Origin of the sequence: Pseudomonas farsensis (assembly GCF_014268805.2) — a bacterium.
Lineage (GTDB): Bacteria > Pseudomonadota > Gammaproteobacteria > Pseudomonadales > Pseudomonadaceae > Aquipseudomonas > Aquipseudomonas farsensis.
This window is the reverse complement of sequence record NZ_JABWRF020000001.1, coordinates 1,017,633-1,035,073: the sequence shown is the minus strand read 5'-3', so window position 1 is coordinate 1,035,073 and position 17,441 is coordinate 1,017,633. Positions and strand designations below refer to the sequence as shown.

The 17,441-nt window shown below is 61.5% G+C and carries 16 protein-coding genes; 13 read left to right on the top strand and 3 right to left on the bottom strand.

Annotated features, from left to right (window positions below; genetic code table 11):
* Nucleotides 1-136 precede the first annotated feature (136 nt).
* Entirely contained in the window at nucleotides 137-664 is a 528-nt protein-coding gene (locus HU719_RS04620) for an RNA polymerase factor sigma-70 (RefSeq protein WP_186521763.1), read from the top strand.
* Between the two features lie 208 nt (nucleotides 665-872).
* Here the strand turns inward: HU719_RS04620 and HU719_RS04615 are convergent, their stop codons facing one another.
* Together HU719_RS04615 and HU719_RS04610 are read right to left on the bottom strand one after the other, a co-directional pair.
* Nucleotides 873-1,886: a GNAT family N-acetyltransferase gene (locus tag HU719_RS04615; protein ID WP_186536489.1), complete on the bottom strand. Its 1,014-nt coding sequence runs from the start codon at nucleotides 1,884-1,886 to the stop codon at nucleotides 873-875.
* A 65-nt stretch (nucleotides 1,887-1,951) separates the two neighbouring features.
* Nucleotides 1,952-2,752 carry a substrate-binding periplasmic protein gene (locus HU719_RS04610; RefSeq protein ID WP_186522339.1) on the bottom strand — a complete coding sequence of 267 codons (801 nt, stop codon included), beginning with the start codon at nucleotides 2,750-2,752 and terminating at the stop codon, nucleotides 1,952-1,954.
* 171 nt (nucleotides 2,753-2,923) lie between these two features.
* Here HU719_RS04610 and HU719_RS04605 point away from each other — a divergent pair, with 171 nt between their 5' ends.
* Together HU719_RS04605 and ppnP are read left to right on the top strand one after the other, a co-directional pair.
* Nucleotides 2,924-3,475: a 3'-5' exonuclease gene (locus HU719_RS04605; protein WP_186522341.1), complete on the top strand. Its 552-nt coding sequence runs from the start codon at nucleotides 2,924-2,926 to the stop codon at nucleotides 3,473-3,475.
* A 73-nt stretch (nucleotides 3,476-3,548) separates the two neighbouring features.
* Entirely contained in the window at nucleotides 3,549-3,833 is a 285-nt protein-coding gene (gene ppnP, locus HU719_RS04600; RefSeq protein ID WP_186522343.1) for a pyrimidine/purine nucleoside phosphorylase, read from the top strand.
* 179 nt (nucleotides 3,834-4,012) lie between these two features.
* On the opposite strand, the gene HU719_RS04595 is transcribed toward ppnP, so the two are convergent.
* On the bottom strand, nucleotides 4,013-4,705 hold the full coding sequence (locus tag HU719_RS04595; protein ID WP_225917106.1) for an alpha/beta family hydrolase: 693 nt from the start codon (nucleotides 4,703-4,705) through the stop codon (nucleotides 4,013-4,015).
* Between the two features lie 49 nt (nucleotides 4,706-4,754).
* On the opposite strand from HU719_RS04595, the gene ccoN (HU719_RS04590) reads away from it, so the two are divergent.
* The 10 genes from ccoN (HU719_RS04590) (at nucleotide 4,755) to ccoO (HU719_RS04545) (ending at nucleotide 17,440) form a co-directional block, all read left to right on the top strand.
* Entirely contained in the window at nucleotides 4,755-6,179 is a 1,425-nt protein-coding gene (gene ccoN / locus HU719_RS04590; RefSeq protein ID WP_186536488.1) for a cytochrome-c oxidase, cbb3-type subunit I, read from the top strand.
* 13 nt (nucleotides 6,180-6,192) lie between these two features.
* On the top strand, nucleotides 6,193-6,801 hold the full coding sequence (gene ccoO / locus HU719_RS04585) for a cytochrome-c oxidase, cbb3-type subunit II (protein ID WP_186522348.1): 609 nt from the start codon (nucleotides 6,193-6,195) through the stop codon (nucleotides 6,799-6,801).
* 5 nt (nucleotides 6,802-6,806) lie between these two features.
* On the top strand, nucleotides 6,807-6,998 hold the full coding sequence (locus tag HU719_RS04580) for a cbb3-type cytochrome oxidase subunit 3 (protein ID WP_186522350.1): 192 nt from the start codon (nucleotides 6,807-6,809) through the stop codon (nucleotides 6,996-6,998).
* Complete coding sequence (gene ccoP, locus HU719_RS04575; RefSeq protein WP_186536487.1) at nucleotides 6,995-7,936, top strand: cytochrome-c oxidase, cbb3-type subunit III; 942 nt, start codon at nucleotides 6,995-6,997, stop codon at nucleotides 7,934-7,936. The genes HU719_RS04580 and ccoP overlap by 4 nt, the downstream gene beginning before the upstream one ends.
* Before the next feature lie 222 nt (nucleotides 7,937-8,158).
* Complete coding sequence (locus tag HU719_RS04570) at nucleotides 8,159-10,336, top strand: type VI secretion system Vgr family protein (RefSeq protein ID WP_186536486.1); 2,178 nt, start codon at nucleotides 8,159-8,161, stop codon at nucleotides 10,334-10,336.
* Entirely contained in the window at nucleotides 10,336-11,223 is an 888-nt protein-coding gene (locus HU719_RS04565) for a DUF4123 domain-containing protein (RefSeq protein ID WP_186536485.1), read from the top strand. The genes HU719_RS04570 and HU719_RS04565 overlap by 1 nt, the downstream gene beginning before the upstream one ends.
* On the top strand, nucleotides 11,220-13,877 hold the full coding sequence (locus tag HU719_RS04560; protein WP_186536484.1) for a T6SS effector BTH_I2691 family protein: 2,658 nt from the start codon (nucleotides 11,220-11,222) through the stop codon (nucleotides 13,875-13,877). The genes HU719_RS04565 and HU719_RS04560 overlap by 4 nt, the downstream gene beginning before the upstream one ends.
* The gene (locus tag HU719_RS04555; protein ID WP_186536483.1) at nucleotides 13,877-14,992 is read left to right on the top strand and encodes a DUF6708 domain-containing protein; all 1,116 of its coding nucleotides are present in this window, start codon (nucleotides 13,877-13,879) and stop codon (nucleotides 14,990-14,992) included. The genes HU719_RS04560 and HU719_RS04555 overlap by 1 nt, the downstream gene beginning before the upstream one ends.
* A gap of 397 nt (nucleotides 14,993-15,389) precedes the next feature.
* Nucleotides 15,390-16,832 (top strand): cytochrome-c oxidase, cbb3-type subunit I, encoded by a 1,443-nt coding sequence (ccoN, locus tag HU719_RS04550; RefSeq protein WP_186522363.1) that lies wholly within the window; start codon nucleotides 15,390-15,392, stop codon nucleotides 16,830-16,832.
* The gene (gene ccoO / locus HU719_RS04545) at nucleotides 16,832-17,440 is read left to right on the top strand and encodes a cytochrome-c oxidase, cbb3-type subunit II (protein WP_186522366.1); all 609 of its coding nucleotides are present in this window, start codon (nucleotides 16,832-16,834) and stop codon (nucleotides 17,438-17,440) included. The genes ccoN (HU719_RS04550) and ccoO (HU719_RS04545) overlap by 1 nt, the downstream gene beginning before the upstream one ends.
* The last annotated feature ends 1 nt before the right edge of the window (nucleotide 17,441 follow it).

Genomic DNA, 17,441 nt, shown 5'->3' with positions numbered 1-17,441 from the left:
TTAGAACCAAACAAATGAAGAATCATTAACTTCTGCATTTGACAATCATTATCATCTTGAATAGTTTGTCGCACGTCGTAGGAAGCCTCCGAATCGGATGTGCTCCCTTTCCATTCTGAGACAAGGTGAAAATTCCATGGCGGAACAACTGTCCACAAGTAAGTGCGATTCACCACTGCTCCAGGCCTTCGTCGACAATCGCAGCATTTTGGTGAAGATCGCCGCGCGCATCACCGGCTGCCGCTCCCGTGCCGAGGATGTGGTGCAGGACGCTTTCTTCCGGCTGGGTGCTGCGCCGCAGATCACTTCATCGTTCAAGGCGCAGTTGAGCTACCTGTTCCAGATCGTGCGTAACCTGGCCATCGACCATTACCGCAAGCAGGCCATGGAGCTCAAGTACTCGGGCACCGAGGAAGAAGGCTTGAACGTGGTGTTGCAGAATGCGTCCCCGGAAGCCACGCATATCAACCTGGCGGCCCTGGAAGACATCGCCGCAGCGCTCAACGAGCTGCCCCAGCGCACCCGCTATGCGTTCGAGATGTACCGCCTGCATGGGGTGCCGCAGAAAGACATCGCCAAGGAGCTGGGGGTGTCGCCGACGCTGGTCAACTTCATGATTCGCGATGCCATGATTCACTGCCGCAAACGCGGCCAACAGGGTTGAGCTTCTAAACGGGCAGTGCTGGGCCCATCGCAGGCTGTGAGCAGCATCAAAATCGCGGCCGGGTCAGCCTCTGTAGGAGCGGCCTTGTGTCGCGAAAGGGCTGCGTAGCAGCCCCGCCGATATCAGGGTGGTGCACAAATCCAGGGGCCGCTACGCAGCCCTTTCGCGACACAAGGCCGCTCCTACACGGGACCGCGTAGCTTGCCCATCACGCCAGTTCGCAACGCTCGAAGAACCGCTCCCGGCCAATGATCATCAGCGCCGCCCGCTTGTGCGGGAAATCGAACTCTTTCTCGCAGTGGAAGCACTGGTCCTGCATGTAGCCGATCATCTTGGCATTGTCGGCACGCGGCTCGGCCACCACGCGCTGGGTGCGCGGGTCATCCAGGAACAGGTAATGCACCAGCGCCGATAGCCAACTGGCCACTTTATGCGGGCCGCGATGGGCCTCTTCACCCACCAGCATATGGATGCCGCGGTCGTAGTCGCCTGCCGGATAGAACGGCGCAATGCGGTCCTCCTTGGCCCAGTAAGCCTCGAAGTAGGCGAACGGCTGGTCATCGAAGCAGCCGATCAAGGTGAGGGTGTGCGGGTCGGCGGCAAGTTTGTCGAGGTACTCACGGTGCTGCGCCAGCGAGCCGCCTTCCTGCCAGAAGTGCACCACACGCGGGTTGTTCTGCCAGCGATTGAAGCGTTCCAGGTCCTGTTCCACCTCAAGGGTGCGCAGCGAGACCCACGCGCCCAGCCGTGCATCGAAACGCCGGTACACCTCGCCGCGAGGTTTAGGGGCGCGGCGCGGGTGGCGCTTGCCGTCGGTCAGCAGCATCTGCTGCGGGTAAACGCCACTGGGCGATTCGCCCAGCCAGGGCTGCGGCAACTGCCAGAACAAGGTGCGCTCGCAGACATACCGCCCCGGCGCGGCCCCCGGCAGCAGCAGGCCACTGGCAACCGCTTGCAGCACCGGCTGCGGCAGGTGCCAGGCCAGGCGCTGGCAGGCAGGGTCGCGTGACAGCAGCCAGTAACAGGCCGCCCACAGCGCCTGCTGCGGGCGCTCGGGGCAGAGCTGCTCAAGGTGCACCTCAACAGAGTCCCCCCGCGCCAGGCGGACGGTGATCAGCGGGCGGCCTTCCAGGGTCAGGCTCAGGCGCTGGTCGACTTCGTCGGCCTGCAGGTTGTGCCAGCGGGGAACGTTCAGGGGCGGCGAAGCGGCATCGAACGGCATGGTCAGGGCTCACGAAAAATGAAAGAAAAGCTCACTTTTCAAAAACGTGGCCGCCCTTGCGCAATTTAGTCGCGCGGTGCCTGAACGGTGATGCGGTAAGGCTGGAAAATGCGTGCCAGTTCGCCGTTGTCACGCAGTTGGCGCATCAGGCTGGCGAATGCCTCGGCGCTGATCGGCGCGTCCGGGCGCAGCAGCGCGTAATGGTGGTAGACCTGATCAACCCGCTCCGAAGCCATCAGCTCCGGGCGGCTGTCGGGGTTGCGCCGGAGAAAATCACTCAGGTACGACCGGGTAACCAAGGCAACGTCGGCCCGCCCGCGTTCGACCATCGACAGGTTGCTGTCGTGGGAATAGGTGAGCGTCGCGTGGTAGCGCTGTTTCAGGAAGCCTGGGTCTGCATTGAAATTGGCGAATGCATAGTGGTAGCCGTTGAACAGCGCCAGGCGCTTGCCCTCGATGGCATCGAAGTAGCGCTGGTCGCGCCCTGACTGGGCGTGGGCTACAAATACTTCGGCGTCTTCCAGGCCCATGTCCACTGCCCGGTAGGCAATACCCTGCCAACCCCATTTCGGGTTCTCGAAGATGGCCATGTCAGTGCGGCCCTGCTGGAAATCACCAAAACGCCGGGGAATGGAAGTGGGCACCAGAATGAATCGATAACGCGGCTGCAAACGGTTGAGGGCCTCGGCCAGTTGCGGCAGCAGGCCAGTGTCGGCGCCTTGCTCGGGGCGCACGGTGTAGGGCGGGAAATGCGCCGCGCCGATTCTGACCTCAAGCGCCTCGCCTGCCTGGGTGAATACCGTGACCAGCGATGCGCCCAGCAGCAACAGCAGGGATGACAGTTTTGGGCTGGGCAGTGAAGTCAAGATGGGACACTCGTCACAAATATGCGCTTAAGCTAGGCGTTTTCCAAAACCGGCACAACCGTTGGATATGCCAAAGTGCCACAGGATGCCATGGCGCGCGACTTTGGCTACGCTCTACGGGCCTGCGCGGTCCGTGCGGCGCAAACCACTGCTACAGAGAGGGAGCCTGGCATGGGCCACTGGTTGGTGATCGACCTGGAAGCCACCACCGATGACGGTGGCTGGCCGGTCACGGAGATGGAAATCATTGAAATCGGCGCTAGCCTGGTGACCCGCGAAGGCCGCGAGGTCGACCACTTCCAGCGCTTCGTGCGGCCGCGCCGGCGGCCGCAACTGACGCCGTTCTGCCGTGAATTGACGCACATCGACCAGGCCAGCGTCGATAGCGCCGAACCGTTCGCCGAGGTATGGGCGCAGTTCGAGCACTGGCTGGGCACGCATCAGGCGCAGTTGCAGGCGTGGGTCAGTTGGGGCGACTACGACCGCAAGCAGTTGCTTCAGGAATGGCAGTTGCATCAGGTAGGCAGCGTGCTGGCGCAGGTGCCGCACATCAACCTCAAGCAGCGTTTCGCCAAGGCGCGCCACCTGCAACGCCCGGCGGGCCTCAACAGCGCCTTGCAACTGGCCGGCATGCACTTCAACGGGCAGCAGCATCGGGCGCTTGAGGATGCACGCAACACCGCGCGGCTGCTGCCTTTGAGCCTGCCGCCGGGTGGCGCCTGAAACAGATGACGCACGGGTTGGCCTTGGGCATACTGGCCAGCCCTTTTTTCCATGCTTTTTTCAGGAGTCGCCCATGTTCAAGGTCAACGAGTACTTCGATGGCACCGTCAAGTCGATCGCCTTCGAGGGCAAAGAAGGTCCGGCCACCGTCGGCGTCATGGCCCCGGGCGAATACGAATTCGGCACCGCCAAGCGTGAAGTCATGCATGTGGTGTCGGGTGCTCTGACGGTCAAGCTGCCGGGTAGCGATGCCTGGGAAACCTTCGAAGCCGGTGCCAGGTTCAATGTGGCGGCCGACAGCAAGTTCCAGCTGAAAGTAGCCGTTGATACCGCTTACCTGTGCGAGTACCTCGACTAAGCGGCAGCTTTGGCGAGCTGCTTTCTGCGCCGGCATTTTGTGTAGGAGCGGCCTTGCGTCGCGAAAGGGCTGCGTAGCAGCCCCAAGATCTCTGCCTCATGCCAAATCGCCGGGGCTGCTGTGCAGCCCTTTCGCGACACGAGGCCGCTCCTACACGAGACCGCGTGGCTTTTGATTGTTTACCCCCGCAAAAAACCCGCCACCTTCTGCGCCGCAGCCTGCATATGCTGCTCATGGCTGAACCCCGACGCCTTCAATGGCTTCAGGTCATGATCCCCCGCCACCAGCCAGCTGACCTCAACCCCGGGCGCCAGCTCATAGCCCTGCACCGTCTCGCGATTGCCTAGCGCATCGCGCTCGCCCTGCACGATCAAGGTACGCGTACGCAAATCCGCCAGGTGCGCCACCCGCGGTTTTTCCGGCTTGCCCGCTGCATAGAACGGGTAGCCCAGGCACACCAGCGCATCTGCCCCAAGCTCATCTGCCACAAGGCTGGCCATGCGCCCGCCCATCGACTTGCCGCCAATCGCCAGCGGCCCTGCGACTAATGGTCGCACCTGGGCAAACACCGCACGCCAGGTATCGAGCAAAACCGGCTGCGGATTGGGTGGCCGACGGCCGCCGTCAAGCCTGCGCTGGGCCATGTAAGGGAACTCGAAGCGCAGCACCGCAACGCCAAGCCCTGCGAGCCTTTGCGCCATATCCTGCATGAACCCGCTGTCCATCGGCGCGCCGGCCCCATGGGCCAGGATCAGGCACCCCGCATAGCTGCAATCGGCGCTGACTTGCGCAGCATCGCACTGCAAGCCTGGGACATTTGCGATCTTCGCCCATTGATCCCAATCAATACCGGCATTTAGCCCATCTTTCATGCTTGCCTCGTTTTATAGCCTGCCAATAACCGTGGATGGGAACCCATACATGAACACAACCAGCAGTACCGCCTATAACTACAAGGTGGTCCGCCAATTCGCCATCATGACGGTGGTGTGGGGTATCGTCGGGATGGGGCTCGGCGTATTCATCGCCGCCCAGCTCGCCTGGCCTTCACTCAACCTGGACCTGCCGTGGACCAGTTTCGGCCGCCTGCGGCCCCTGCACACCAACGCCGTGATCTTCGCGTTCGGTGGCTGTGCACTGTTCGCCACCTCCTATTATTCGGTGCAACGCACCTGCCAGACCACCCTGTTCTCGCCGCGACTGGCGGCGTTCACGTTCTGGGGCTGGCAACTGGTGATTCTGCTTGCAGCCATCAGCCTGCCGATGGGTTACACCAGCTCCAAGGAATACGCCGAGCTGGAATGGCCGATCGACATTCTGATCACCATCGTCTGGGTGGCTTACGCCATCGTGTTCTTCGGCACACTGATGAAGCGCACCACCAAGCATATCTACGTGGGCAACTGGTTCTTCGGTGCGTTCATCCTCACCGTGGCGCTGCTGCATATCGTCAACAACCTTGAAGTGCCAGTCAGCCTGACCAAGTCGTACTCGGTCTATGCCGGCGCTACCGATGCCATGGTGCAATGGTGGTACGGCCACAACGCGGTAGGTTTCTTCCTCACCGCAGGCTTCCTCGGCATGATGTACTACTACGTGCCCAAGCAGGCAGAGCGCCCGGTGTATTCGTATCGCCTGTCGATCGTGCACTTCTGGGCACTGATCACCCTGTACATCTGGGCCGGCCCGCACCACCTGCACTACACCGCGCTGCCGGATTGGGCGCAGTCGCTGGGCATGGTGATGTCGCTGGTGCTGCTGGCACCGAGCTGGGGCGGCATGATCAACGGCATGATGACGCTGTCGGGGGCCTGGCATAAGCTGCGCAGCGACCCGATCCTGCGTTTCCTGGTGGTGTCGCTGGCGTTCTACGGCATGTCCACCTTCGAAGGCCCGATGATGGCCATCAAGACGGTCAACGCCCTCTCCCACTACACCGACTGGACCATCGGCCACGTGCACGCTGGCGCCCTCGGCTGGGTTGCGATGATCTCCATCGGTGCGCTGTACCACACCATCCCCAAAGTGTTCGGCAAAGAGCGCATGTACAGCATCGGGCTGATCAACGCGCACTTCTGGCTGGCCACCATCGGCACCGTGCTCTACATCGCCTCGATGTGGGTCAACGGCATCGCCCAGGGCCTGATGTGGCGCGCAGTCAACAGCGACGGCACGCTCACCTACTCGTTCGTGGAAACCCTGGTGGCCAGCCACCCAGGCTTCGTAGTGCGCTTCGTGGGCGGTGCGATCTTCCTTACCGGCATGTTCCTGATGGCCTGGAACACCTGGCGCACCGTGCGTTCGCCAGCCCTTGACGTCGCCCCTGCGAACGCCCAGCTGGCTTGAGGAGACCTGCCTGATGAAACATGAAGCCATTGAGAAAAACGTCGGTCTGCTGGCCTTGCTGATGGTCTTTGCCGTCAGCATCGGCGGCCTGACTCAGATCGTCCCGCTGTTCTTCCAGGACGTCACCAACAAGCCGGTCGAAGGCATGAAGCCCTACACCGCACTGCAGCTGGAAGGCCGCGATATCTACATCCGCGAAGGCTGCGTAGGCTGCCACTCGCAGATGATCCGGCCGTTCCGTGCCGAAACCGAACGCTATGGCCACTACTCTGTAGCCGGCGAAAGCGTCTGGGACCACCCGTTCCTGTGGGGCTCCAAGCGCACCGGGCCGGACCTGGCCCGTGTCGGTGGCCGCTACTCCGATGACTGGCACCGTGCGCACCTGTACAACCCGCGCAACGTGGTGCCTGAGTCGAAAATGCCGTCCTACCCGTGGCTGGTCTCGGCGCAAGTCGACAACAGCCACACCGACACCAAGCTGCGCGCCCTGCGCACCCTCGGCGTGCCCTACACCGACGAGGACATCGCCGGTGCCCGCGACGCGGTCAAGGGCAAGACCGAGATGGACGCGCTGGTCGCCTACCTGCAGGTGCTCGGCACCGCGATCAAGAACAAGAGGTAAGTGCGATGGAAATGGACATCGGCATGATCCGTGGCCTGGGCACCTTGGTGGTGATGATCGCCTTCATCGGCTTGTCGCTCTGGGTGTTCAACCGTCGCCGCGACCGTGATTTCGACGAGGCGCGCCTGCTGCCCTTCGTCGACGACCACCTGCCCCCAAGCGGGCAGGAACCTGCCATGAGGAGTAATGGGCAATGACCACCTTCTGGAGTACGTACATCAGCGTACTGACCATCGGCAGCCTGATCGGCCTGACCTGGCTGCTGCTCGGCACCCGCAAGGGCCAGAGCAACAACACCACCGACCAGACCATGGGCCACAGCTTCGATGGCATCGAGGAGTACGACAACCCGCTGCCCAAGTGGTGGTTCTGGTTGTTCGTCGGCACCCTGGTGTTTTCGGTCGGCTACCTGATCCTCTACCCGGGCCTTGGCAACTGGAAAGGCATTCTGCCCGGCTACGAAGACGGCTGGACCGGAGTCAACGAGTGGCAGAAGGAAATGGACAAGGCTGACGCCAGGTTCGGGCCGATCTTCGCCAAGTACGCAGCCATGCCGGTTGAAGAAGTGGCCAAGGACCCGCAGGCCCTGAAAATGGGCAGCCGCCTGTTCGCCTCCAACTGCTCGGTCTGCCACGGCTCCGACGCCAAAGGCGCCTACGGTTTCCCCAACCTCACCGACAAGGACTGGCGTTGGGGCGGTGAGCCTGAAACCATCAAGGCCTCGATCATGAACGGCCGCCATGGCGTAATGCCAGGCTGGTCGACTGTGATTGGCGAGCAAGGCGTGGCCGATGTGGCAGCGTTCGTGCTCACCGGCCTGGACGGCCGCAGCCTGCCCGAAGGCAGCAAGGCAGACCCGGCCAAGGGCAAGGAAATCTTTGCCACCAACTGCGTCGCCTGCCACGGGCCGGAAGGCAAAGGTACCCCAGCCATGGGTGCACCTGACCTGACCCACCCACAGGCGTTCATCTACGGCTCAAGCTTTGCCCAGCTGCAGCAGACCATCCGCTACGGCCGTCAGGGCCAGATGCCGGCCCAGGCCGACATCCAGGGCAACGACAAGGTGCACCTGCTGGCGGCGTACGTGTACAGCCTGTCGCAAGACCAGGCACCGGAAACCGTTTCTGCCAAATAAGTAGCGCCCCAGTCGGAGCGGCGATCAGCCGCTCCGACCTCCCTCCCCCGTATCCCCTGCTTCCCTCCCAGGCACTCAGGTCTTAGACCCGAACTTTCCTGCACCACTGTCGGAACCTGCTGACAATATCTCTCGGCCTCATCCCTTACGGTCACTCCCGTGTTTCACGTGCCTCGCACGCTCCGCCCCTGGAGCGTTGAACAGGTACGGACAGGGAGCTCCATGCCGCGCCACGCCGATCTGCGTTACACCTTCACGCCACTGGTTGGCGATGCCGAATTCGAAGTGGTGTCGTTCACCCTCGACGAAGCCCTCAGTACCCCATTCCAGCTCAAGCTGGACCTGGTGAGCCACCAGCGTGACGTCGACTTCGGCAACCTGCTCGACCAGCCGGTGCTGTTCACGATCAGCCGGGGCGGGCGGCCCGTGCGTTACGTGCATGGTTTGGTGAGCACATTCAGCCAAAGCGAAAGTGGCTTTCGCCGCACCGGTTACCACGCGCTGGTCGAACCGCAACTCGCCCGGGCCGGGCTGCGCTCGAACTGGCGCATCTTCCAGAACAAGACCGCCCCCGAAATTCTCGCAATCATGCTCAAGCGCCAGGGCATTGCCCAGTTCAATCTGGTGGCAAGGCGTGATCACCAGGTGCGCGAATTTTGCGTACAGGCCGGTGAAACCGACCTCGACTTCATCACCCGCCTGGCCGCCGAAGAGGGGTTCATCTACCGCTTCGAGCACGCCGCCCGCCGGCACACATTGCTGATCAGCGACTGCCTGCTGGCGATGGGCACACTTAGTCGAGGTGCCATCCCATGCGCCGAGCCGGACGATGTCGGCCCCGATAGCGCAGCTGATACCGTGCTGTACCGCCATGCCAGCGGTGGCACCCCGGCGCGGCCATGCCTGCGCAGGCTGCGCTACAGCGAGCAAGTGCGCAGCGCCCGGCTGGTGCAGCGCGACTACACGTTCACCCACCCAGGCTACCGCCAGCAACACAGCGCCAGCGGCTCGGCCGCAAGCCTGAAACACCATGCGCAAGACTACGAGCGCTTCGAGTACCCAGGGCGTTACAAGCGCGACGTGGTCGGCAAACCCTTTACCGAAACGCGCATCGCCGCCCTGCGCCATGACACCCACCTGGCCGAGGTGGAAGGTGACGACGTACGCCTGCAACCGGGCTTGGGGTTCACCCTCGTCGAACACCCGCGTGACGATTTCAACGTGCACTGGCGGGTCGTCAGCCTGTGCCACTGCGGCACCCAGTTCAGCAGCCTGGAAGAAGAAGCCGCAGGCGATGAACAGGGCACCACCTATCAGCAAACCGCGCTTCTGGTGCCCGGCATGGCCCAATGGCGCCCTGCCCCGCCAGACAAGCCGCACGTCGACGGCCCGCACATGGCCACCGTGGTCGGGCCGCCTGGCGAAGAGATCCATTGCGACCGCTGGGGCCGGGTGAAAGTCAGCTTTCCCTGGGACCGCGAGAGCCGCGACGATGCGTTCAGTTCGTGCTGGGTGCGGGTGGCGCAAGGCTGGGCCGGTGGCAGCTGGGGCTCGATGGCCATCCCGCGCATCGGCAATGACGTGGTCATCCAGTACGTCAATGGCGACCCCGATCAACCCATGATCACCGGCCGCACTTATTGCGGTAACCAGTTGCCCCCGTATGACCTGCCCGAGCACAAGACACGCATGACCATTAAAAGCCAAACCCACAAGGGCGATGGCTTCAATGAGCTGCGCTTCGAGGACGAACTAGGCCGCGAAGAAGTGTTCATGCATGCCCAGCGCGATCACAACACCGTGGTCAAGCACGACCAGACCACGCAAGTGGGCAACGACCGCAGCGAACAGGTTGGGCGTGACGAGAAACTCGCGATCGGCCAGGACCGCTCGGATGAAATCGGCCGCAATGAATGCTCAAGCATCGGGCACAACCGCACCCATACCGTGGGTAACGACGATCAGTTGGCCATCGAAGGCTCGCAGACCATCACCACCGGCAAGGACCGCATCGAAACCGTAGGCAACCACAGGCACGACAGCACCAAAGCCAATCACTGCATGGACATCGGTGGCGACCTGCAGCAAACGGTTGCTGGCCACAGCACCTTGCGCAGCGCACAAACCATCAGCCACAGCACCAGAACCTACACCATCGACGTCAGCGAAAGCCTGACCATCCGCAGCCCTGCGGGGCTGCTGCGAATAGATGGCGCAGGCATCACCCTTGACGGCATTGCCCTGCTCTTCAAAGGGCCGATCAGCCAGCAACTGACCGGCAGTGAGCATTCGATCTCGGTTTCGGGTGTGGCCGAACCCGGTGAAGCGGTCTGCGTGAGCTGCATGCGCAAGGCGATTGCCGATGGGCGCAGCTTGGTTCGTATGGAGGGCACTGACTGATGCTCAGCCCGTTCGTCAATGCGCTGGTCACCGAACTGGAAAAAGCCCCCAGCTACCGGCTCAGCGCCATCATTGAAATGGCCACGCTGTCGCCCTCGGCCCAACGCATGCTCAACAAACACTACGCAACCTATCGCTGGCCCCTGCAGCAACACCCGGAGCTTGGCAACCTGCAAGCCGTCAGCCCATGGCTGTTCGCCACTCGGCCCGATGCCGGTGTGAACGCGCAATACGAATTCCAAGGCCTGCTTGAGCGCTATAGCGAAGGCGCGGTCTGTGGCTGGATCATCAGCGCGCTGGCGCCTGACCTGCTGGCGCGGCACCTCAGCCAGGCCGGCGTGGTGGTCGGGCCAGACGGCCACTCATACCTGCTGCGTTATCACACCGCAGCCTCGCTCCAGGTGCTGGACCAGCGCCGCGACTTGCCTGGGGTCAAGCAATGGCTCGCGCCGGTACACCAATGGTGGGTGCAGCAGCCATCGGCAAAACCCAAGCAGCGCCTTTGGGCCCCGATACTCGGCGACGACAGGCCCGAAATGACCCCGCTACCGCGCTTCAGGCTCGATCACGCGTGCTGGACTGCGCTGGCGGGTGACCCGTTGAGTTATCGCCTGGCCGAGCTGCTACGCGATGAACCGCACCTGCCGCTGTTCGAGCAAGCCTGCCATGGCACGCGGGTCGGCCTTATCGACCTGTACCTGGCCCAGGCCCGCGAGCATGGCCTGCTGCGCGAACAGGACCAGATTACCTATGTGCTGGTGATGGCGCGCAATGGCGAAACGTTCGCCAGCACACCTGGCTGGCAGCAAGCCTTGAAGGCCACGTGCGAGCAACGAACGCCTCTGATCGAAAACCTGCAAACCTACGTCGCCGAGGCACACCGATGAGCACCCTGCTCGACCTATGCAAACGCATCAACGCCGACTACAAACCGGCCCTGAGCAATAGCCCGGTGGCTGCCTGCACGCGCCGCTTCGAACTGCTGCCCCTGCGTTTCGCAGCCGTTGGCGGCGACGCGGCCCAGCGCGCGCAGTTGCCAGCGCTGCCGAGCGGGTTTGCGCCCTACCCCGATGTGGCGCGGCTCAGCCATTCTTCCTACGCCATCCGCCCACTGCGTGAAGGGTTCTTTTACCTGTTGCTCAAGCGGCGCGGGGAGTCGGCCTATCACTGGCACAGCCAATACCGAGTGGCCGCCAATGGTTCGCTACGGGCGGTCAGCGCTGAGGACCCATGGCAGAGTTTGCCCAGTGCAACCCTGGATGAGCTGATCAAAAGCTTCGGCTGGACCATCACCCTGCACGACCTCGACGACATCGAGGAACTGCGCCCGCTGTACAGCCCGACGCCCCTGACCCCGCGCATGCTCGACACCTACCGGCTGGTCGACGACGAATACCGCAATAGTTTGCCGAGCATCGACGTCCAACAACTCATCCGGCCCGACGCGCCGCCCCAACCGGCGGTGCTTCCTTACAAGCAGTTGAATTGCGTAGCCGACTTCGCAGCCCAGCACGACCCACAGCTGCAAGCATTGCTTGAGCAACAGCCGTTCAATCACGGCCAGGTGCTGTCGCTGCAAGCCACGCAACAGGCCTTCGCGCCGCTGCCTGCGCAGGACAAACCCCGAGGTGTCGGCATCCTCATTGACGATGCCATTGGCATTACCCAGGAACTCAATGCCTGGCGCAATGCGGCAGTTGAAGAGGTGCGCAGCCGCTGGCTGCAACGCAGCGTGGAGCCGGGCGTGGACAATGAGCGGCGGTTGCTGGTGGCGCAGTCGTTTCTGGAGATTGAAAAGCTTTATCCCGAAATGCGTGCCGAACAGATCGTCAACAACAAGGTCATGGCCGAGAAGATGCGCCATAACCCGCACATGCATCTGGAGTACTACGCCTTTCACAAACAGGCCAGGGAAGATGCCGACGCACGTGACGCCCAGCTCAAACCACACTTTGATCAGTACGAGCGGGAAACACGGGCCAGAGTCAGGGCGCGTGTAGAGTCGGGCGAGTTCAGCAAGCACTTCGATGAAAAGTACGGGCATCTGGTAGACCGCGCAGCGATGCGCCTGCAGTTGGATACGTTCGAGCAGGTGATGCAGTCGGCACAGGAAAACGCCGAAGCGCGGGCCAGGGACCACTTGGTGTGGGTTACCAGCGAGCGCTTATTGCGGGCACTCGACCGCTACGACGATGCCGACTCCGAGGACGGCCTGGCATTCGCCGAACACACCGGCCAGTGCGTAATCGGCATGGAGCTCAGCGAGTTGGGCATGCAAGTGCTGGATGACTGGTGGCGCAGCGACCCATCGCAACGGGACAACCTGGCCATGCGCGGCGTCGCATTCAACCAGCAGGCGCTGCGTGAAGAACTGGCGCAACTGCGCGAAGCCGCCAAGGCCATGCCGCCATCCTCCACATCCTTTGACCTGCCCGAAGCGCTCGCCCGCCAGGCACACGCTGCGGCCAATGCGTTTGCGCGCATCAACACCCTTTATGAGCAACTGCCAGAGCAGAACCGCAACGGCAGTATCGGTTTGTATGCCTGGTATGTGTTGCTGGGGCGGCAGGTGCTACGTACCGCGGCGCCCAACAGCGTGGACCGGGCTTTGCACCACGGGCTGCGGTTGACGCTGTTTGCCTCGGTGCATGAGTCGGCGGTGAATGTGCGCCTGGCCCAGGCGGCAAATCTAGGCGAGTCGATAAATCCGAACCGCAGTGGCGCGCAAGTTACCCGTTACCTGGATCAGGCCTGGGCAGAGGGGCTGATGCAGTCGAGCCAGAACGAGTTTTTCAAGGTTCGGATAGCTGGGGTCATTTGCCTGATTGAAGGCATGTTGATGACGTTCAAGGCGCGCCAACTGCCGGATAGCGACACAAGGTTGAAAACCGAGTTGCTGGCAGCGGCGATGACCACGGCTGCGGCAGGGTTCGAGCTTGGGGCGAGTTATGTGGATTTGGTGGTGTCGCGGTATGGCGCCAGGAGTGTGACGGGGGGTGGGGCTGCGGTTGTTTTAGGGAGGTTGAAGTTGTGGGGGGCGACGTTGGCGGGAACAGCAGGCTCCGTGTGGGCTTGGTGGGATTTTGCTGACGCCAGGGAGTGGTCCGCTCAGAGCAGTGCAGCGTCGGTGCAACCAGCGCGTATCAGAGCGCAGGGTTTGGCATATGCGTATCGAACCCGTGCAGTTGCGACCATCGCCCTATCAACCGCTGAAGTAGGCGCTGCACTGGCTGCGGCTAGACCGTTGTTTAATTATCTAGCGCGCTCAAGTAGTTCAAGGTTATTGTCGATCCTAGGCAGAATTATGCTGACTGGGACAGGGTGGCTACTAGCGCCGGGCCTGGGCGCCCTACTATCCCGAATAATAGTGGTCGCGTTTTTAATCACCCTTATCTCAACGGTGATAGTTATAATTTTTGACGATGACTCATTCGAAAAATGGTGCAGACGAAGTAGCTTCAGAATCAACAAAGGCACTAAACCTTACGAACCCTCCGATGAACTTCCCGAACTATACTCAGCTTTAAGTGAGGTAATTTAATGCACCTCATAGAATGGATGCTGTGGCGAACACATACGCAAAAAATAACAGCGTCAAACACACACAACTTGTGCATGGATTTATTTGAAGACGAGGTATCGCCCTCAATTAATTTCGACTCCGCTAGCGACCATCCAAAGACGCAGAGCCCGATATTCGAATTCAACGAAACTCAATTGGAAATACGCTGCGGCGGGGCGGTAGAAAAACGTGGCGCCATAACTTTGATGACTCTTGGCGGCCTCACACCGTTTATCTATACCAGCGCGACAATCACGTTGGCAGATGTTTTTACAGGCATCACCAACTTCACGCACACACCTCTACTTTCCTTACTTCTGACCTTCCTGATGCTGTTGTTCGACATTGCAGTAGCGACCTTTTATATTAAGTATGTTTTTAAATTCACCCGAATGGAGATACTCACAAGCCGTCACCTGCTGATTCGTTTCAACCGTAAAACCCAGCAAGTTCACCTGCACCGACCTCGATCTTGCGGTGGCGTCGCCACCTTTTCATGGCGAATGACTGCCAGCTCCGCCATCAGTCCTAAAGAAGATAGTGCCACTAATGGCATGAGGCTTGTATTAGCGTGGCACCCATTACATACGGGCTTGCCCTATCCTGAAATGGTTTTTGTGGGCAAACAAGGCCAAGGCGGCAGCGAACTGCGCGATGAATGGGAGTTCATTCGCCGCTTCATGGAAGAAGGCCCCGAGGGCCTGCCCCGCCCTCGCCTGAGCACTCGCTTCCCCTCCCCAATCCAGGCCTTCAGCGCCCAATTCGAAGGCATTGGCCGCTTCTTCCGTAAAAGCAGCTGGCTATTCAAAGTCGCCATGCTGATGGTCTGGCCAGCTTTCGTCGTGCTCGGCACCTGCCACTGGGTCAGCCTGATGCTGTGCTGGCGCCCACGCTGGCCAAAAATCATCCGCGAGGCCGGCCAGCCGGGCAAACCGATCCCGCCGCTGACCACGCTCAGCGACTACCCGCCAGAGATTCAAAAACGCCTGCTCGCCAACGCTGACCGCTGGGCACTGAAACCAGGCAAGCGCCCGGAGAAAAAACCGCGCAAACCGCGAATCAAAAAAGCGCCCGAACCAGATACAGGCAGATAAAACCCCTGGGGCGCCTGTTCAAAAACGTCTCAGAAACAGGCCCCTGATGACCCGCACAACTCAAGCCCCGCAACCGCCCATCTTGCACACCCCTTGAACACAACTAAGCTTGTTGCCAAAGCCGCTGCGCCAGGCCTTGAGCGCAGCGCAGGTGGCGCGTAGCCTGGCGCCGCCTGACAAAAAAAGCTTGACCGAACGATCAGAAAAAGGCGAAAAACGGTACACATTACAAAGATTTATTTGTGTACAATCGTTCAGCCCAATCACCCCGGGACGGGGTAAAAGAGGGCCTGGACACGGGTCGGCACAGGTCGCCTTGCGTTGCCACAGCCATGTGGCTATCGACACTGGCGCCGATTTCAACCAACAAGAAAGACCAAAACCGTGGAACCTTAGAATGAGCACTGTAATCAGCCCGACTGCTTATAACTATAAGGTCGTCCGCCAGTTCGCCATCATGACGGTGGTCTGGGGGATCCTTGGCATGGGCCTCGGCGTCTTCATCGCCTCGCAACTGGTTTGGCCCCAGCTCAACCTGGACCTGCCATGGACGAGCTTCGGCCGCCTGCGCCCGCTGCATACCAACCTGGTGATCTTCGCCTTCGGCGGCTGTGCCCTGTTCGGCACCAGCTACTACGTGGTGCAGCGCACCTGCCAGGCCCGCCTGATCTCCGACAGCATGGCCGCCTTTACCTTCTGGGGTTGGCAAGCGGTGATCGTCGGCGCGCTAATTACCCTGCCGATGGGCTACACCACCACCAAGGAATACGCCGAGCTCGAATGGCCGCTGGCGATTCTGCTGGCCATCGTCTGGGTCACCTACGGGCTGGTGTTCTTCGGCACCATCGTCAAGCGCAAGACCAAGCACATCTATGTCGGCAACTGGTTCTACGGCGCCTTCATCGTGGTCACCGCGATGCTGCACATCGTCAACCACATCTCGCTGCCGGTGAGCCTGTTCAAGTCGTACTCGGCCTACGCCGGTGCCACCGACGCAATGATCCAGTGGTGGTACGGGCATAACGCGGTGGGCTTTTTCCTGACCACCGGTTTCCTCGGCATGATGTATTACTTCGTGCCCAAGCAGGCCGAACGGCCGATCTACTCCTATCGCCTGTCAATCGTGCACTTCTGGGCGCTGATCACCCTGTATATCTGGGCCGGCCCGCACCATCTGCACTACACAGCCTTGCCCGACTGGGCGCAATCACTGGGCATGGTGATGTCGATCATCCTGCTGGCGCCAAGCTGGGGCGGCATGATCAACGGCATGATGACCCTGTCGGGGGCCTGGCATAAGCTGCGCACCGACCCGATCCTGCGCTTCCTCGTGGTATCGCTGGCGTTCTACGGCATGTCCACCTTCGAAGGCCCGATGATGGCCATCAAGACGGTCAACTCGCTGTCGCACTACACCGACTGGACCATCGGCCACGTGCACGCCGGCGCCCTCGGCTGGGTGGCGATGATCTCGATCGGCGCGGTGTACCACATGATCCCGAAACTGTACGGGCGCGTGCAGATGCACAGCGTCGGGCTGATCAACGCGCACTTCTGGCTGGCGACCATCGGCACCGTGCTCTACATCGCCTCGATGTGGGTCAACGGCATCACCCAAGGCCTGATGTGGCGCGCCATCAACGACGACGGCACGCTCACCTACTCGTTCGTCGAAGCGCTGCAGGCCAGCCACCCCGGCTACATCGTGCGCGCCGTCGGCGGTGCATTCTTCGCCTCAGGCATGCTGCTGATGGCCTACAACGTGCTGCGTACCGTGCGCGCCGCCAACCCGGCAGAGGCTGACGAAGCCGCCAAGATCGTTGTCGTGGGAGCGCACTGATGAAGCATGAAGCCGTCGAGAAGAACATTGGCCTGCTGGCCTTCTTCATGGTCATCGCCGTCAGCGTTGGTGGCCTTACCCAGATCGTCCCGCTGTTTTTCCAGGACGTGACCAACAAGCCGGTCGAAGGCATGAAGCCGCGCACCGCGCTGGAGGTAGAAGGCCGCGATATCTACATCCGCGAAGGCTGCGTGGGTTGCCACTCGCAGATGATCCGGCCGTTCCGCGCCGAAACCGAACGTTACGGCCACTACTCGGTAGCCGGCGAAAGCGTCTGGGACCACCCGTTCCTGTGGGGCTCCAAGCGCACTGGGCCGGACCTGGCCCGCGTCGGTGGCCGCTACTCCGATGACTGGCACCGTGCGCACCTGTACAACCCGCGCAACGTGGTGCCTGAGTCGAAAATGCCGGCCTACCCGTGGCTGGTGGAAAACCAGCTCGATGGCAAGGACACCGCCAAGAAGCTCGAAGTGCTGCGCACCCTCGGTACGCCCTACACCGACGAAGACATCGCCGGGGCCCGCGACGCGGTCAAGGGCAAGACCGAGATGGACGCCTTGGTGGCGTACCTGCAAGGCCTTGGCACCCTCATCAAGAGCAAACGGTGAC

Excerpts from the sequence above, each read along its gene's own strand:
- HU719_RS04605 (WP_186522341.1), top strand. The coding sequence starts at position 2,924 with ATGGGCCACTGGTTGGTGATCGACCTGGAAGCCACCACCGATGACGGT.
- HU719_RS04615 (WP_186536489.1), bottom strand. The coding sequence starts at position 1,886 with ATGCCGTTCGATGCCGCTTCGCCGCCCCTGAACGTTCCCCGCTGGCAC.
- ccoP (WP_186536487.1), top strand. The coding sequence starts at position 6,995 with ATGACCACCTTCTGGAGTACGTACATCAGCGTACTGACCATCGGCAGC.
- ccoN (WP_186522363.1), top strand. The coding sequence starts at position 15,390 with ATGAGCACTGTAATCAGCCCGACTGCTTATAACTATAAGGTCGTCCGC.
- HU719_RS04565 (WP_186536485.1), top strand. The coding sequence starts at position 10,336 with ATGCTCAGCCCGTTCGTCAATGCGCTGGTCACCGAACTGGAAAAAGCC.
- ppnP (WP_186522343.1), top strand. The coding sequence starts at position 3,549 with ATGTTCAAGGTCAACGAGTACTTCGATGGCACCGTCAAGTCGATCGCC.
- HU719_RS04560 (WP_186536484.1), top strand. The coding sequence starts at position 11,220 with ATGAGCACCCTGCTCGACCTATGCAAACGCATCAACGCCGACTACAAA.
- ccoN (WP_186536488.1), top strand. The coding sequence starts at position 4,755 with ATGAACACAACCAGCAGTACCGCCTATAACTACAAGGTGGTCCGCCAA.
- HU719_RS04570 (WP_186536486.1), top strand. The coding sequence starts at position 8,159 with ATGCCGCGCCACGCCGATCTGCGTTACACCTTCACGCCACTGGTTGGC.
- ccoO (WP_186522348.1), top strand. The coding sequence starts at position 6,193 with ATGAAACATGAAGCCATTGAGAAAAACGTCGGTCTGCTGGCCTTGCTG.
- HU719_RS04620 (WP_186521763.1), top strand. The coding sequence starts at position 137 with ATGGCGGAACAACTGTCCACAAGTAAGTGCGATTCACCACTGCTCCAG.
- HU719_RS04580 (WP_186522350.1), top strand. The coding sequence starts at position 6,807 with ATGGAAATGGACATCGGCATGATCCGTGGCCTGGGCACCTTGGTGGTG.
- HU719_RS04555 (WP_186536483.1), top strand. The coding sequence starts at position 13,877 with ATGCACCTCATAGAATGGATGCTGTGGCGAACACATACGCAAAAAATA.
- HU719_RS04595 (WP_225917106.1), bottom strand. The coding sequence starts at position 4,705 with ATGAAAGATGGGCTAAATGCCGGTATTGATTGGGATCAATGGGCGAAG.
- ccoO (WP_186522366.1), top strand. The coding sequence starts at position 16,832 with ATGAAGCATGAAGCCGTCGAGAAGAACATTGGCCTGCTGGCCTTCTTC.